The following is a 17,275-nucleotide window of genomic DNA, read 5'->3' on the forward strand; positions in this document are numbered from 1 at the left end:
ACAATAATTTACACTGATTCGTAGGTTGCTATGACGTTTTCCGATCCACTTTTACTGTTTACGCACCTCATTGAATTTGATGAAGCGAATATGTTGATAAACTTGAGACATTTTTGCAGTGAAAGCTCTCTCCTCTACCGAGATACGCGCGCATTGATTGACGCCCACTATGCAAATAAAAACCAGAGTGGCTTCACCGCTCTCGTCGGTACACAAGCAGAACTTCTTTGTGACGATCATAAAACTCAAGAACTATCAGGCAATCAAGTAGGCCCTTACCTATTAGAAAATAAGTTAGGGCATGGCGGGATGTCGGCGGTCTATTTAGGGCAACGAAACGACGGGCTTATCGCGCAAGAAGTCGCCATTAAATTTGTATACTCATCAATAGCTCATATGGCAGGTGAAACATTTATTCAAAGAGAAGCCCAGTTTCTTGCCAGCCTGAGCCATCCAAATATAGCCAAAGTTTACAATATCGATACGACTGACGAAGGCGTGCCATACATTGTTATGGAGTTTGTGCGGGGCAAAGCGTTAAACGAGTGTGACATTAGTCAATTCACCGTGGCTGCAAAATTATCAATCCTAAGCCAGCTTTGCAGCGCCCTTACCGAAGCACATCAAAATGGTATTGTTCATGCAGATATCAAACCTTCTAACGTAATAATAGAAGCCAATCTGTCACCAAAGCTACTCGATTTTGGCATTGCAAATTCGCTTCATGACGCTGAGCGTCAGCAGCTAACAGCCGCAAGCTCTCATTTTGCCAGCCCTCAACAGCGTGCAGGTAATAAACCTAATGTCACCGATGATATCTATTCATTGGGCCAACTCATGGTTTTTTTACTCGGTCGTAGTCGCGACGTCGAACTCAACGCTATTATGAACAAAGCGACATCGCAAGAAAGCCAATCTCGCTTTCAAAGTATGGAGCAATTTAGTAGCGCTATATTAGCCTACCGTAATAATCAACCGCTTGTATGGCATAACAACTCTCGACGTTACTTAATTAAAAAGTGGTTTCAACGCTCACCCACTTCAGCATTTTTGACCATTGCGTTTCCGCTAGCGTTGCTCGCCGGTTTAAGCATTTTATATTTACAGAACAATAAACTCGTAAATGAGGCAGATAAAAACCAGCAGATCTTAGATTTTTATGACACGTTGTTTGAAGTCAATACACCTACGTCGGCACGAGGCGGCGCACTAAGCGCTGCTGATTTTATAAATGAAGGCATTGCTTTGGTAAGCGCATCTAATGTGGCCGACACTAAAACGAAAGCTTCTATTACATCGACACTATCGACCAGCCTGTTAAATTTGGGCTACTTGGAACAGGCTGAAAACGTAATTTCTAAAGTAGAAAATGAATCATTAGTATCAGCTTTTATTTATGCAAAAGCAGCTTACTTAAGAGGCGATTATCACAATGCTGAAATGTGGATAGACAAGTATAACGCTGCCACCGAGCAAGAGAGTTTCGACGGGTTATTCCTTGCTTCACAAATTGATACCCATCTTTACCCTGAGCGCTCAACGACAAACCAGTTGGAAGTATTGCGTCAACGCTTTGAACATGCATTAACGGCAACACAGCAATTTTCACTTCAACGCTCAAGGTGGGAGCAAGACGTTAATGCTAATGCAGCGAAGGTGCTCGTGACCTTAAACAACACAGATACTTCAAGCTACACAGGCCACCAACTGGCATGGTACTTTACGATAAAAGCACAAGCAGAAACCGCAACAAATGATCTTGAACGTTCTCATAAGACAATGTCTGAGGCTCTCTTTCACACCAATACCGCATTTAATAGCCAAAACCCCGAAAAAGCCCTAATCTATAATAAGTTAATGTGGGTGGCAGCGGCAGCCAGTGATGAATTAACGCTAGAAATGCTGTTAACCAAACAACAGAGTCTTTTCAGCAGCTTGCGCCCTTTATTCGACCACAAACTATTAACTATTTTAGAGCAGCAGCACAATTACTACTTACATGCTAAGCAGTTCGCACAGAGCGCATCTTATATACGTTCCGCGCATACATTATGTCTTACCTCACCCCGTGCTTCTTGTGAACGTATAGCCATTAAACATGCTGCGGCGCTATATTTTACGAACGATTATTCAGGGGCGTTACAGATGCTATCGCCATTTATTGATGGCGATTCAACAAAGCAGTCTTCTCATGTGTTTATTGCAAATCTTATTTCCCTCAATAGTAACATTGGCTTAGGTCATGAGGTAACTACAGAACAACTGAGACACCTAACTACGTTAGACCATGAATCAAAACACACCGCAGCAATTATCAGTGCAGCAACACGTGCAGGACACGCTGCGTGGGCGATAGATTTCGGCCGTACGCATAGTGAACACTCAGATGTACGCAGCCGACTTGCATTAATAGAGGCTTACACCACTGAAAAAAATGCGGAACAAGCAAACCGTTTTTTCGACATGCTGGGGAAGACGAGCATTAATTCAACCTATTCCGATTCTCTACTTAAGTCGCTTAATCCTGCGCATACTGAATTTTCAAATTTAAATGATTTTAGTGCGCTCGCTTTGGCTGGGAATAACATCATTTTAAGTAATCGCAGAGTACGCAGTGTTCTCTCCCCAGGACATGCTGACATGCTGACTATCGGCACGCCGTTCACCTTCAAGTGGCAACCTACCGCGCTTAAAGGTGAGAAAGTATCTTTATATATAAATCATAAAAACAACTTTTCTAAAAACGCATTCGACTCTTGGAGCAACATTCAAGATATCCATTGGCACTTGTTTGCCTCTGATGTAGAAAACTCAGGAGAACTCGTTCTCGACCCATTAGTGATGATGGCGAATGGTGTACAAGGCTTTAAAGTCATGATTGTGTCTGATCATGGTTATTGGGCTATCAATGAAGGTTTTTTTGGCGTGGAATCTGGCAACGCGGCAGATAACGGGCTAAAACAGATGATGGTCCCAAATTTGTTAGTTGATGCTATAAGCAAACCGCAGGCCTATGAGGTTTATAACGTAGGGCAGCGCAACCATATCGTATGGAATAACGATGCATTGAAAGGCAATATGGTCGCCATCTATGTGTTACACGATAGCCCACACAATATAGGCAATGGAACAAACGTGCATTTTCCAACGGTACTTAAGCGTCGCTGGTATTTAGTGTCCGACCGCACCCTTAACTCAGGAAGCTATGAACTCGACCCGTCTCAATTCAACGGCCAAGGGAATGCGTATAAGATACTAATTATATCCGAAGCGGGGTATTGGGCGGTCTCTAATGAACGGTTCACGGTTGTAAATCCGCATTAGGTATAATTAGGTTTCGACGTCGCTAACTCAGGCCACTGGCGAACATTTAACAAACTTGCTAGGTGCCATGCCCGTATGTTTTTTAAAAACAGTAGAAAAGGTTTTGTGCTCATAAAACCCAAGTTTATCCGCGATTATTGATGGGCGAATTCCTCTCGCAAGGAGTACAAGCGCTTTTTTTACTCTGTACTGATCGATGAGGCTTTTGGGAGATTGCTTATAATAGCGATGACACAAACGCCGCAAATTTGAAACATCCATATTCAAAGCAACTGCAACGCCACTCACTCGGATATCAGGTAATGTCGTAATGGTGCCCTTTTGTCGTATTTGAATTTCATAATTCAATTGCGCTTCAAATTTTTGTTTAAACCGCTGCGCGCTGCTCCCTGATTGGTGCGTCATGATCTTCCCTATCTACCCCTAATAACATTGACAAAACAGTGCTGCATTTATAGTCAAAAGCGTAGGAAGAAAATGCAGAGCAAAATTCCAAAACTAATTTAAAAATTTATGAGAACCGTGAATGACTCAAAATTTGCGCGATTTGAGGAAGGAATGAGCAATACGGTTGACGATATTATTTTGCCAATACGCCGTAGGTTAACTAAAAATAAAAAAGGAATCGTTCATGCCTGTTCGCATAAACACTAAAAAAAGTATTATTGCTGCCTCGCTATTAGTTGCATTGTCAGGGTGTAATAATGACGACAACAAACAGCAGGTAGAAGACATTGTAGAGCAAGCCCCGAATGTGCTGCCCACAGTAGGATTAAACAGTGACATTACGGTAGACGAAAAGTCTGATGTTACATTAACAAGTAATGCCACAGACACTGATGGTACGATTACCAGTTATAATTGGGTGCAGACGGCAGGGACATCGGTAACGGTAACCAACGCGGATACTGCCAATCTGTCTTTTACAGCTCCAGATGTTAAGCCCTCCGAAACGCTTACCTTTGAACTCACCGTACAAGATAATGATGGAGGCAGCGCAACAGGCGCAGTTAATGTACTTGTTACTCACATTAATGCAGCACCGGTGTTATCGGTATCCGAACAATCCGTAGAAGAAAAGCAATCTATTACCATTACCGCAGTGGCCGAAGATGATGGCTCAATTGCTTCATATCAATGGTTTCAACTAAGCGGTACCGGCGTAGTACTTGAAAATGCGAATACTGCGGCGATGCGCTTTACCGCCCCATCAGTAACAGAAAATGAAATGCTTCTTTTCGCGGTAACCGTCGTGGACGATGAAGGTGAGTCGAGCAGTGCCAATGTTAACGTTGAAGTCCTCCAAAACGCCATAACGCTATCGATCTCAGGAGTAGTTACCGATTCCCCTATTGAAAACGCAAACGTGACCTTCACAGTAGGCGATAAAACGTTAACTACGACCGCGGATGCACAGGGTAACTATACCGTTGAATTCAACCTAGATGATGACGATAGTAGTAGCATGGTTTCCATCATCGCTCAGGGTGAAGGTGCACAAGCTCAAGCGAAACTTTCCTCGATATTAGGGACAGTCGAGAGACTTGATTCGTTATCAGGTGATGACAATACACTGACCAAAGATGAGCTGTTTGACGTAAACGTGACCAATGTGACTACCGCCAATGCTGCGTTAGTACAGCGAGAAAATCTAGGCGAAGCGATTACGGACGATACGTTATTAGCTGCACTAAACTTACAGGTATCACAAGAAGAAAAGTTTGCTCTCGCTACCGCAATTAAAGTAGCAATTGATAAGTCTGGCGATAACCCTAGTCTAGGGCTACCAGAGGGTATCACTGATACTCTCGCACTTGCGCTAAATACTGAAGCAGCGACGCAGTATGTTGATGCAATCAAAGATACGCCCGCTTATGCCGAAGCCTATGATGAAATCGTTAACGACCCTGAACTAGTTAACAGTGACATCAGCAGTGCGATAAAAACCTTTTTTATCTCTGATTATCATAACCCACTGCTGGCCTATCCTGGCAGCGTTGTGAAAATATCCGACGATGACAGTGCCCACTTCATTGCCTACGACACGGACGTCGAGGCTACCTTTTCACAAGATGCTAATGAAATCGTTCTTAGCTTCGCCGATGGTGAGTATGTTCGAAGCGGACTAGAGACGATTGAGATGGACGGCAACACAATTCAAGTGAATGTGGAATACCAATATCAAGAACTTCGTTACCTCCCTCTAGATGAGCAGCAAGGTGTTTTTACCTTCCAACTTACAAACCTGTATTCAAAGCACTACCCTAATGGAGAGCTGAGCGACGAAAGTGGTTTAAGTGACACGGCACGTCAAGTTACAGCTATTTCAATTGATAACGCAAATGAAGTTGCATTAGACGACAGCGAGACGACCTACCTTTCATTACCGATCACAAGCACACTATTTACGTCTGAAGACCCTGCCCTACAATTTTTTAATTGGTCAGCTGACACCTTTGCATTTTCACCTGATGGAACAGGGAGTTCTCAATACATTGACCGACGCTTCACTTGGCTTAAGCAACCTTCGTCATTTGATCAGACTATCGACGAACTGCTCGTCACTTTTGAAGATGGTACCGAACTGGCGTATCTACAACTCACCGACAGTCAAAGTGTAAACTTATATGCTGTATCAGGTGCGTCATTAGACGGCGAAACACGCTCATTTAAAGTGGATGCCGGCGGTGCAAAAACACTCGATGATGCTTTTGATGTCGCTTCTGTACCTGGTATTTATAGCTATGCGTTTGACGGAAGTAGCATCAATGAATTTTGGTGGGAACTTTGGCCAAACGGCCGCGCGTATACTATTAGTACAAACGATAGAGATGGCAATGGCAGTTTAACAGTAGATGAAATAAGCGTGATGTACGGAAACTGGCGTGTCTCTGTTGATGGTGAATTAACCATTAGCCGTTTGCGCTTTACGGATTATCGTTTCCCGGGATGCTTTAACGAAAACCCTAGCTGCTATCTATACAACGATCGCAGTTGGTCTTTATTTGCAAAGGAAGGCGAGGCGTACCATATCACTAATCGCCACGAATTCGATTTTTACCTTGCCGATGGCAGCAATGGGTTCGACGGTGAATTTGACTATTTAGCAATGGATAATCGACGCGTGTCGAAACAGTCGACTCGCCCAGTATCCGTTGATTTGCCCATTCACCCTGATTTACCTTCACAGCCACCACAGCAATTCATAGGCTTGGTTGCACCAAGTAGCTATGTAGGTAGCACCGTATACGGTGTAGCTCAAAACCTTATTACTAGCACTGAAGACGCAACCTTTACCTTCACGCTTGCCGCAGATGGCACGTATGAAAACGCATCATCTGCAAGAGGTGTCGAAACCGGTGGCTATAAGGTTGCTCAGGACCAAAGTATTATCTTGAGTGAGAATGAAGCCGGTGTGCCAACCTCTGTCGGTGCGTTCTTATTTGCTACAAGCGATGTCACTATTGGCGCAGTAGGTGCTACGCCAGTGCTTTTGTTTAACACAAGCAGCGACGCGCAAGCCTATGAAACCGTATTAAGAGATAAGCTGTCTGAGGCTTCTTTTGCAACGCTGAACGACAAACAACTTGTACTGGTTGACGTAAATGAAGATGGAGAATGGAATACTACGTTCGTTTCATTCTCAGGAAGCGAAGCGACAATATTTAATGATGAAACCTTCACCAGTGTAGTTAATAGTTTTTCGTACACCACCAACGATGATGGAAGTATTGATTTGGGTGGTAGACTTTACCTATCAATCAGCAACAGTGCGTTTTCTATCTTTGTTTCTGATGAAGAGGATGCAGACTACATTGATATTAACTACTTATTTGAAGACGTTGATACTGCAAAGCAATTTGTAGAAAATGCGAACAACTTAGCAAATGGAAACCTACCACATGATGCTAATTAATTACGCAGACTTCGGTTAATTTAAGTAAGTAGCTAAACAGTCAAATGATAAGCCGGCATAAACTGCCGGCTTTTTTAGTAGCTAGAGTAAATTTCAAACGCCGATGCCGTGCTTTATGTGCCTTGCTCGGCTAACGCAAACTGAACCTGCCACCGCCATAACCGAGCCATAGTGATCTTGATGACAAACAGGTAAGCGTGCAAGAACAGCCTTGCGCTATTTAAACCATGAAAGCCTAAAAGGTAACGATATCGTCGTTAATCAAATGCCCCACTACTGGGCTATTTTCTGCATCTACAAACGCGTGGTCAATCGCTTTCGCCCGCCCACTTGTGATTTTGCGGTAGTTGGGATGCGTGTAGATATAGGTTTGTTTTGATTTCAGTGCTTCAAGAACGCGTTCAGCCAACATGCTTGCAGGAATACCCGATTCAACTGCTACAGTAGCTGCGTTAGCACCTGCTTTCAATTTTTCTTTATCTTGGCGGTTGCCTTCAGCGACTGCGTATTTTTCCTGACGATTGCGGTGCGACTCGTGAATTCTTGTTTTTACAAATGCAGGACACAACACAGATACATGAATATTTTTAGGCGCAAGTTCAGCAGCCCAACTTTCTGTCATCGATACAACAGCAGCCTTTGACGCACAGTAGGCGCCAGCATAAGGCATGCCTAGCATGCCCGCCATCGATGCCACGTTTAACACCCAGCCTCCTTCACCATGCGCTTTGATGGCAGGTACGCATGCCTGTGTGCCATACAGTACGCCCATTACATTCACATCTAACACCCAACGCCACGTTTCGTGTTCTGTGTCTTCAATTTTTCCAGGAATACCGCCAACGCCAGCATTGTTCACCACCATATGCACATTGCCAAAGGTCTCTTTCGCTTGCGTAACAACGTCTTCCCACTGTGTATAGTCTGTAACATCTAACTGGCATGCGAGTACATTCAGCCCCTTATCACGCAAGCCGTGACTTGCCGCGTCCAGCGTTTTTGCATCGATATCACACATGACTAAATTCATACCTTGCTGACCAAGCACCTCAGCGATCGCCAGGCCGATGCCACCAGCAGCGCCTGAGATAACTGCTGTCTTACCCGTAAACTCGTTTGACATGTTCATTCCTTATTTTAGTTTTTTAAACAGCCTTTGGGTGGATAACGTTGTGCTATACGCAGTGAAAGGCGTTAGTTATTCGTATTTAACAAGATTAGGACCCCATCCGCGTTTTACCTACTTTATTTGGTTAATTCATCTGACTTCACCGCGTGAATATAAACAACCCTCTGTTTCATTATTCGTACAATAAATACAAGGTTCACCTTGAATCTTGCCAATAACGCCCAACGTAATTAGACATTAACGTGTCATTATCCGTGACACCGCTGTGCATCTAACATTAACTAGCAGAGATAATGGAATAGTGATTACCCACAACACTGTTCATAGATGCACTGACTAGCCACTCACCCTTAAGGAGTTTTCATGAGCATCGACGCACCTTTCAAAGCCCTACTCGTTGAAGAAAACAACAATACTTTTACTAAAAAAATTGTTGACCGCAACCTTAGTGATCTACCTGAGAACGACTTGCTGATAGATGTGCATTTTTCGTCGTTAAACTATAAAGACGCAATGTCAGCAAGCGGCAACAAAAGAATTAGCCAACATTTTCCGCATACGCCAGGAATTGATGCCGCGGGTATCGTAATAAGTGATAAGTCTGGTACGTTTATGCCTGGCGATAGCGTATTAGTTTTCGGCTACGATCTTGGTATGAATACCCCTGGTGGCCTTGGACAAAAAATATCAATACCCGCGACATGGGCTGTGGCGTGTCCTGATACGCTTTCCCTAAAAGAGGCGATGACCTATGGCACAGGTGGCATTACCGCCGCTTTATGTATTCAAAAACTAGAAACGATGGGCGCTACGCCTAGCGATGGTCCAGTTGCTGTAACCGGCGCAACCGGTGGCGTTGGCAGCATTAGCATCGCATTGCTCAAACAATTGGGTTATGAGGTTGTGGCGTTCTCTGGCAAACCAGAGCAAGAAGATAAGCTAAAACAACTAGGCGCAAAGGAAGTGCTCCCTAGAGACACACTGTTAGAAGTTAAAGAAGCGCTTGCGGGCAAACCGATGTGGGCTCATGCAATAGATACCTTAGGTGGTGATTATCTTACGGGCTTATTAAAACAGCTTAAGCCCGGTGGTGGTGTGGCGTCTGTTGGCTTGGCCGCCTCTCCTGATATAGCGATGAGCGTGATTCCGTTTATCACCCGAGGCGTGTCGTTATTGGGGGTGGATTCAGTCTACATTCCGCTTAAAGATAAAAAACACATCTGGCATCGCGTAGCGACCGATATGAAGTTGCCGAATTTGGGCCGCTACCAACAAGAAATTTCATTAAGCGATACGCCTGAGTATTTAGATAAATTCCTCAACGGCCAAGTAGTCGGCCGTTACGTGGTTAACGTTAAAGATGCATAAACCACAGTAAAAATAGATAAGGCCAGCGCAAGCGCTGGCCTTATTTTTGTGACGTGACAGCGCACAATGCACGCGCAACCGTCTATCGCGATGAATGCTATGCGGTTGGCATAACGTATACTTCTCTAACACATGCCTTATCACTGCTAGATAATGCATAAATAACCGCATCAGCAATATCTTCTGGCGCTAGTTTGTCTTCTTTCGGCTCATCAAAAAATGGGGTATTTACCATACCCGGACAGATTGTGGTGCATTTACCGCCCCATTCACGCATTTCCTCAGCTAAGTTCATTCCAAAGCCATAAGCGAACCATTTACTTGCGCCATATACCGAGCCCTTAAGTGCAATTCGCCCTGCTACCGAACTGGTAAGTACAAACTGCCCTTTGGTTTCTTTAAGAAACGGTAAACCGGCTTTCGCGGTGTACAGTAAACCATTCACGTTTGCCCCTAACATGGTCGACCATTCGTCTACGTCGCCCTTCTCAATGCCTGCGCTACTCGCGCCAGTGCCAGCGTTGGCAAACACCACGTCTATGCGCTTAAAATGTGCATTGATATCGGCAAATGCGCGCTCTAGTGCGTCGTAGTCACTGACATCTGCGGTTACGGCAAAGGCATTGTCTTCGCCCAGATCCGATACCAATTCCGCTAGCTTATCTTCACTTCGCGCAATCAGTGCTACTTTGTGACCCTCGTTGACAAGTGCTTGCGCCGTTGCTTTTCCAATACCACTTGATGCGCCTGTAATGGCGATCACTTTTGAGTTCTTTGCTTGGTCTTTTGACATATGTCCTCCTTTACGTAGCCGCTGTTAGGCGACAAGTTCACTAATAGTTTCTACAAACGCGGGGATATCATTCGGGTTACGGCTGGTAACCAATTTTCCATCCTGTACCACTTCCTCATCTTTCCACTGCGCGCCGGCATTCACCAAATCGGTTTTTATACTGGGGAATGAAGTAAGCTGGCTCTCTTTTGCCAACCCAGCCTCTACAAGCAACCACGGTCCGTGGCAAATTGCGCCTATCGCTTTAATACGTTCCTCTTTATAGGCACGTTTTATAAAAGAAACCGCAGCATCGTTGGTACGCAAAACATCTGGATTAATCTGACCACCAGGAAGGATGAGGGCGTCAAAGTCGCTAGGCGCAGCTGTCGATACTTGAGCATCAACCTTGACGTTGTCACCCCAGTTGTTTTCATCCCATGCGGTAATAGTATCTTGCCCGTCAACCGACAAAATGACGACGTCAGCGCCCTGCTCGATTAACTTATCTTTTGGTTGAATCAGTTCACTTTGCTCAAATCCGTCTGTGGCTAAAATCGCAATTTTTTTACCTTTTAGGTTTTGTTTGTTGCTCATCGTTAAACACTCCTATTTCTATGCAATGTGTTGTTATACTTCATATACGGCCTAGGAAAATGTCGTGCATCACCTGTAGTATGCACCGGCATTTAGGCTGCATAGCGTTCCCGCTATCTACGAGTAACGATGCAATAAGCAAACCAACGGCATAATTACGCCATTTAACTGTTTTTATTGGATTTTTTATTAAACAAAGAGAATGATAAAAACATAAGGCTGCGTTTTTTGCACAGCCCAAGTAGGTTTTACAGAGAAACAATAATGCAAACGCATTATTGCAGCCGCACGATTTAGGTAGCGTTAGCATGTTAAGTACCCTTCGTAAAATAAGTCGACGTTTCCACTTGTGGATCTCACTGAGCATATTTATTCCGGTTGTTATTGTGATTGGCAGCGGATTGTTGCTACAGGTGAAAAAAGAAATAGACTGGGTACAGCCTCCCACGAAAAAAATCGCGGTCGCCGAACCGATCATAACCTTTGACGATATGTTAAGCGTCGTAAAGCGTGTCCCCGAGGCAGATATTAGTGGTTGGGATGATATAGACCGATTGGATGTAAGACCGAATAAAGGCATTATAAAAGTTCGGGCTAAAAACCATTGGGAAGTGCAACTCAATGCCAGTAACGGCGATATTCTTCAGGTAGCCTACCGCCGTACCGACACCATAGAAGCGATACACGACGGAAGTTGGTTTTTTGAGGGCGCGAAACTTTGGGTATTTTTACCTGCTGCAGTTTTATTACTTATATTGTGGCTAACCGGTATCGTTATGTTATCTACAACACTGAAGAGTAAGTATCGAAAACATGCCTTCCGCTCACAGCGAGAACGCTAAACGAAGCTGCAGGCTTTGGCCTTGCGCGAACGCGGCGCTGTCGTCAGCACTTGCGTAGTAATGCTGATTAGTCAGGTTACGCCAGCTTCCGCTTACTGTCATCCGCTTAGTTACTCGCCAATGCGCGCCGATATCAAGCGTCGTCACATCATTAAGCTTTCTCTCTCCACTTGAAATAGCGGTTTTATTTGCGCGGTATTGTAAGCTCGTGAAAAAACGCCACCGGTTCATATCAAAGGTTAGGTCAATGCGCTGATTATGAGCGGGGATATCAGCAATACTGTTTCCAGACTGGTCCTTTCCTTGTATCCACGCGCCACTGAGAAGAACATTGAACGGTGTAGTTCGCGCCTTCCACGTTAACTGATAACTGACACCTTTGACCGTGGCGCTTTCTAAATTGGCATAACGTACTATGTCGTTTGATGACGTAATGCGTTCAATGTAGTTGTCTATATTTTGGTAAAACACATCAAACATGCCAGTGATGCGCGCGCTATTAAACGACAACGCGCCTTGTATATTAATAGCCTGCTCTGTATCAAGGTTTACGTCACCTAATACCCTTCCTCGCGGTGTTTCACCTTGAAAAAAATGCTCGGTAAGCGTGGGGTTTCTAAATGCACTTGATACATAAATACTGGTTGACCAATTAGCCGCTAAAGAGTGACTTACGCCTATAAAACCACTGACATTAGATTTTGATATATCGACGCGTTCGTGAGATTGCCTTAGCGTATCAACTCTTGCGCCAACGGCTAAGGATGTCGAGCCATATGTCCGAGAAGCATCCATCACGGCAGCAACGCCTAATGATGAGGCATCTAGTGTTTGCACTTGGTATACCAACTGCTGTTCAGGGGTAAGCTCTCGCTCATCAATTACCACTCCATGCCGGGCGTTTATTTGCATTTGCCAGTTAACTAACCATTCAGCAAATCTAATCTTGTCGCCTACCTCTGCGCCAATATTTAAGGCCTCACTTTGGCTTTGATTAATGCGTTGTTGAGGCCTCAAAACAGTGGTATCAAGATGCGCCTGATGCCACCATACATTGCCAGTGGCACTATCAAGCGCGAACGTAGCTTTGCCCAACCAATGCGTGTTTTTAGGATAATTCGTTATTCTGTCTTGTGGATAATCACTGCTCGACTTACCCACATCGCGATTATCTGAGTAGAGCGACCATATTTCTGATAGCGCTCCGCTCTCGGGCCTATGACGCAAAAACAAAGCAGTTTGATCAAATGAATCGAACAGCACATTACCCCGAGCGTCTTCACTATTATTGGCGGTGCGATACGCTATTTTCCAGTCTGTGGTATCGTTATAGCCCGAGTACCCGTACTCTTGAAGGTTTTGGTTACTTCCCCAGCCTATGGTTAATTCATGTTTGCGTGTTTCTGATAGCAGTAAATTTACAGCGCCACCAATGGCGCCAGAGCCCAAGTACGTTGATGCGGCCCCTGGAATAACCCATGCGCTATCGATAAATGATGGCGGCACAAACCCGACGCTTGCACCGGCACGTCGGTCACTGTTAATGGGTACGCCATCAAGCAACGATTGCACTCGCCATCGGGAAAAGCCACGGATACTGATATTTTGAATTTGCCCGCCTTGTCCATTTAGCGAGACAAGCGGAGATTGCGTAAGTACATCGTTAACATGTACGGGGCTTACCAACCGAGAATCATTGTAACGATATTGCACAAAAATCTTTTCCAGCGTGTCGTGATAATAAGGTCGCTGTGCAATAACAGTCACTTTTTCTACGCTACTTGCAAGCGCTGTAGAAACAAAAATAAAACCGATAAAAGAGACGGCAATATGGCGCATTATGCGCAGGCTATTCATGTCAATTTGTCACTAACCAGTAAGGGAATAAGATGAAAAAGAACGGCAGGAATATACCTGCCGTTTTGTCATTTATGTAACGCGGTTATCACTGTGTGATAACAGGTAGCCCAAGTGTCCACGGACCACCTTCGTTAACGACTGCCTGTTGAAGTGCCGGTACGCTACGTTGCTGTAACGCGCTAATACGGTTACTTACCTCGTTTAAGCCTTCGCTAGCAAAGCGCAGTTGATCGTGGTGCTGCTGCGTTGGGCCGTAAGAAGAGCCTACGCCCGAACGTGCATAACCTAATCGGCTCGTAATATTGGCTGGCTTCGCCCCTTTACGATCGCGAGATGCTAAACCAAACAATGCACGATTTACCACGTTGATTTCGTCTTGAATACTCGCAAATTGCAATTCAAGTTCCGCGACGTTGCCTGGAGTACGGTCTATGGCGTTTCTTAGCGCCGTCATCGTTGCTTTCATCTCTTTGAGCACCGTGGTAGCAGTAATAGCCCGTTTTTGTGCTGCGTTTACGGCATTGTCGTATTCAGCTCGCGCTTCTGCCGATGCACCTTTTAATGCGCCCTTATAGATTGATTGCAGTACAAACTCAACAGGCTCAGCAAGCTGGGTAATGCTTGCGCCTTCACGTTTAAACAACGTAGCTGAGTACGTACCTGGCAACGCAGTTAACGCTCCACGAGAACGTCGAGATGGTTTGTCTGAGGTAATAGGCATGTGGTTCGCATACTTCATATCCCATGTCAGTCTGTGTAAGCCTTTTTTAGTATTACCTTCTACGCGCTTAACAACATCACCGGCAGCATCACGAATTTCAACATATACCGACGGCTGTGCCTCTTGGCTTTCAGCTTCTACCGCTTCCCAACTTGGGTATTTAGGGTATTTTTTCTTGTCTTTAATCAACGCCTTTTCTGCCTCTTGACGCTTTTCTTTTGCACTAAGAATGCTGTCTTTCAGATAGTAGGTAAGCGTTGCACCGTGCTCAGGATTATTAGCAATAAAGCTATCGTCGCCATCAGAATCTGTGTGATTGTCGTCTAACTGGAACCATTTAACTGGGCGGCTAGGAGCAAACAATAACGCGTCTTGCTGCATCGATTTTTCGGTCAGTTCACGAAGTGGCGCATAGTCGTCTAGTATATAAATCCCGCGACCAAATGTGCCCGCGACTAAGTCGTTTTCGCGGCGCTGAATTTTCACATCCCGCGTTGATATTGTTGGGATACCACCGTCTAGCTCAACCCACTTGTTACCGCCATCAACGGTAAAAAATATGCCAAATTCAGTGCCAATAAACATAAGGTTTTTGTTTACGTGATCTTGCACAATTCGCCATACTAAATGCTTTTCAGGCAAATCATCTGCAAGCGATGTCCATTTTTTACCAAGGTTGGTTGATTTTATAAGGTACGGTTTATAGTCGCCATATTTATGGTTATCAAGCGCAACATAAACGGTATTGGGGTCGTACAGGTCGGCTCGAATATCATTCACATACGCTGTCGCTGGGATCCCTTTGATATCATCTAGTTCTATCTTCTTCCATGATTTACCACCATTAGTGGTAACTTGAATAATACCGTCATCGGTACCTGCCCAAAGGATATTTTCATCAACCGGGCTTTCCGCAAAGTTAGCAATGGTGTGAAATTCAGACATGGCATAAATATCCCAGCCTGCTTCTACCGACCAGGTACGCCCCATCATGGGCATATGCATCCTGTTACCATTGTTGGTAAGGTCTTCTGATATTGCTGTCCAGCTGTCACCGCGGTTATCTGAACGCCATACACGCTGCGACGTAAAATAAATACGCTTGGGGTCGTGCGCTGAAACGTTAATGGGGGCATCCCAATTAAAGCGCTCCGCTGGGTCTCCAGGCAAAGGCTGTGGCTTGATATATACACCTTCTTTCGTGGTCATATCAATACGCGTAAGGTTACCTTGCTGCCACTGGGAATAGACGATATCAGGGTTGCCAGGCTCTACTGCCGGCTGATGGCCGTCGCCACCGAGGGTTAAAAACCAGTCTTTGTTCTTGATCCCTTCTGCACGATTAGTGCGCGAAGGCCCACCTTGCGTTGAATTATCTTGCGCTCCGGCATATACCATATAGAAAGGTGATGAATCGTCTGGTGCTACTTTATAGAACTGCGTAAGCGGAAGGTTGGCCATAAAACGCCAGTTGGCCATTCTATCGTGAGAGACATAGATACCACCGTCAGACCCCATCATGACAAAGTCAGGGTCGGTTGGGTGAAAGGCCATTGCGTGGTCATCTACGTGCTTATGTTTGGTATTAATTGGCGTCCATGTTTTACCGCCATCATCAGACACTTTACTGTAATTACTGGCAATGTAGACGCGGTCAAATTGGTGTGGGTCAGCAAAGATTTCTTGGTAGTAATGCGGCCCCGTTCCTCCACCTACTTCATCTGACATTTTAGACCAGCTAGCGCCTTGGTCCGCAGAGCGGTAGAAGCCGCCTTTTCGATTGTCAGTTTCAATAGTTGCGTAAACCACATCAGGGTTAATAGGCGAAATAGCCATCCCGATTTTGCCCATATTCCCTGATGGTAAACCGCCTTTTAGTTCGGTCCAAGTCTCGCCACCATCGTCTGAGGTATGAATGCCTGCCCCTTCATTGGTACCAACATATGCTGCGATAGTGCGCTGGCGCGACCAGGTCGCGGCATAAAGCTTATCTGGGTTTCTTGGGTCGATAAGTAAAGACGTAACGCCTGTCCATTCATCAGCAGGAGTTAATACTTGTTTCCATGTTTCACCACCATCAACAGTTTTATACAAACCGCGCTCGCCGCCACTTGTCCATAAAGGGCCTTGGGCAGACACCCAAACGACATCAGGGTTGGTTGGATGAATAATAATGTCAGAGACGTGTTCAGACTTTTTAAGCCCCATGTTTTTCCATGTTTGCCCACCGTCTGACGATTTGTATACTCCGTCACCAAAACTAATATGGCGGCCACCGTTATTTTCGCCCGTTCCCACCCAAATTATATTTGAGTTGCTTGGTGCAATGGTGACATCGCCTATCGAGTAAACCGCTTGCTTATCGAAGATTGGTGACCACGTTGTTCCGGCGTTCGTGGTTTTCCACACGCCACCAGACCCTACCGCGGTATACCAAGTAGAAGGGTTATTTTGGTCGACTGCAATGTCTGCAATACGGCCAGACATATAAGCAGGGCCTATATTTCTAAGCTCCATGCTTCTAAAGGTTTTACTACTGAAAACAGAATTTTTGTCGTTATCGGATTTATCTGCGAACGCAGGCATGCATGACAGCGCTACCGTTACCGCCACTGCAGCTTTAAGGATTTTTTTCATTATTATTGCCTAGTTATTATTGGCTGATTAGGACCTTACCGCATTGAAAGTACAAATAGATTGGTCGCGGTTCAATGCAACACGCGACCAATGGACTAATAAAGGGGGT

At 45.0% G+C, this 17,275-nt stretch carries 10 protein-coding genes; 4 read left to right on the top strand and 6 right to left on the bottom strand.

What is annotated here, in order from left to right; translation table 11 throughout:
• The first annotated feature begins 30 nt into the window (after positions 1-30).
• Positions 31-3,324: a serine/threonine protein kinase gene (locus AC27EZ_RS04575; RefSeq protein WP_487134186.1), complete on the top strand. Its 3,294-nt coding sequence runs from the start codon at positions 31-33 to the stop codon at positions 3,322-3,324.
• A gap of 27 nt (positions 3,325-3,351) precedes the next feature.
• On the opposite strand, the gene AC27EZ_RS04580 is transcribed toward AC27EZ_RS04575, so the two are convergent.
• The gene (locus tag AC27EZ_RS04580) at positions 3,352-3,729 is read right to left on the bottom strand and encodes a helix-turn-helix transcriptional regulator (RefSeq protein ID WP_487134187.1); all 378 of its coding nucleotides are present in this window, start codon (positions 3,727-3,729) and stop codon (positions 3,352-3,354) included.
• Positions 3,730-3,955: 226 nt separating this feature from the next.
• Here AC27EZ_RS04580 and AC27EZ_RS04585 point away from each other — a divergent pair, with 226 nt between their 5' ends.
• Positions 3,956-7,240 (top strand): PKD domain-containing protein, encoded by a 3,285-nt coding sequence (locus tag AC27EZ_RS04585; protein ID WP_487134188.1) that lies wholly within the window; start codon positions 3,956-3,958, stop codon positions 7,238-7,240.
• 235 nt (positions 7,241-7,475) lie between these two features.
• On the opposite strand, the gene AC27EZ_RS04590 is transcribed toward AC27EZ_RS04585, so the two are convergent.
• On the bottom strand, positions 7,476-8,363 hold the full coding sequence (locus AC27EZ_RS04590) for an SDR family NAD(P)-dependent oxidoreductase (protein WP_487134189.1): 888 nt from the start codon (positions 8,361-8,363) through the stop codon (positions 7,476-7,478).
• A 369-nt stretch (positions 8,364-8,732) separates the two neighbouring features.
• Here AC27EZ_RS04590 and AC27EZ_RS04595 point away from each other — a divergent pair, with 369 nt between their 5' ends.
• A complete protein-coding gene (locus AC27EZ_RS04595; RefSeq protein WP_487134190.1) occupies positions 8,733-9,737 on the top strand; it encodes an oxidoreductase in 1,005 nt (334 codons plus the stop codon).
• Positions 9,738-9,834: 97 nt separating this feature from the next.
• Here AC27EZ_RS04595 and AC27EZ_RS04600 read toward each other — a convergent pair whose 3' ends face one another.
• Together AC27EZ_RS04600 and AC27EZ_RS04605 are read right to left on the bottom strand one after the other, a co-directional pair.
• Positions 9,835-10,530 carry an SDR family oxidoreductase gene (locus AC27EZ_RS04600; protein ID WP_487134191.1) on the bottom strand — a complete coding sequence of 232 codons (696 nt, stop codon included), beginning with the start codon at positions 10,528-10,530 and terminating at the stop codon, positions 9,835-9,837.
• A 24-nt stretch (positions 10,531-10,554) separates the two neighbouring features.
• Complete coding sequence (locus tag AC27EZ_RS04605; protein ID WP_487134192.1) at positions 10,555-11,106, bottom strand: DJ-1/PfpI/YhbO family deglycase/protease; 552 nt, start codon at positions 11,104-11,106, stop codon at positions 10,555-10,557.
• A gap of 308 nt (positions 11,107-11,414) precedes the next feature.
• Between AC27EZ_RS04605 and AC27EZ_RS04610 the strand changes: the two genes are divergently transcribed.
• Positions 11,415-11,948, top strand: a complete 534-nt coding sequence (locus tag AC27EZ_RS04610; protein WP_487134193.1) for a PepSY domain-containing protein — start codon at positions 11,415-11,417, stop codon at positions 11,946-11,948.
• On the opposite strand, the gene AC27EZ_RS04615 is transcribed toward AC27EZ_RS04610, so the two are convergent.
• Positions 11,931-13,805, bottom strand: a complete 1,875-nt coding sequence (locus tag AC27EZ_RS04615; protein WP_487134194.1) for a TonB-dependent receptor plug domain-containing protein — start codon at positions 13,803-13,805, stop codon at positions 11,931-11,933. The two genes, AC27EZ_RS04610 and AC27EZ_RS04615, sit on opposite strands and share 18 nt — an antisense overlap.
• Before the next feature lie 88 nt (positions 13,806-13,893).
• Positions 13,894-17,166, bottom strand: coding sequence for a VPS10 domain-containing protein (locus AC27EZ_RS04620; RefSeq protein WP_487134195.1), 3,273 nt, complete (start codon positions 17,164-17,166; stop codon positions 13,894-13,896).
• Between the last annotated feature and the right edge of the window lie 109 nt (positions 17,167-17,275).

The organism is Alteromonas sp. 4NH20-0056 (genome assembly GCF_057539655.1).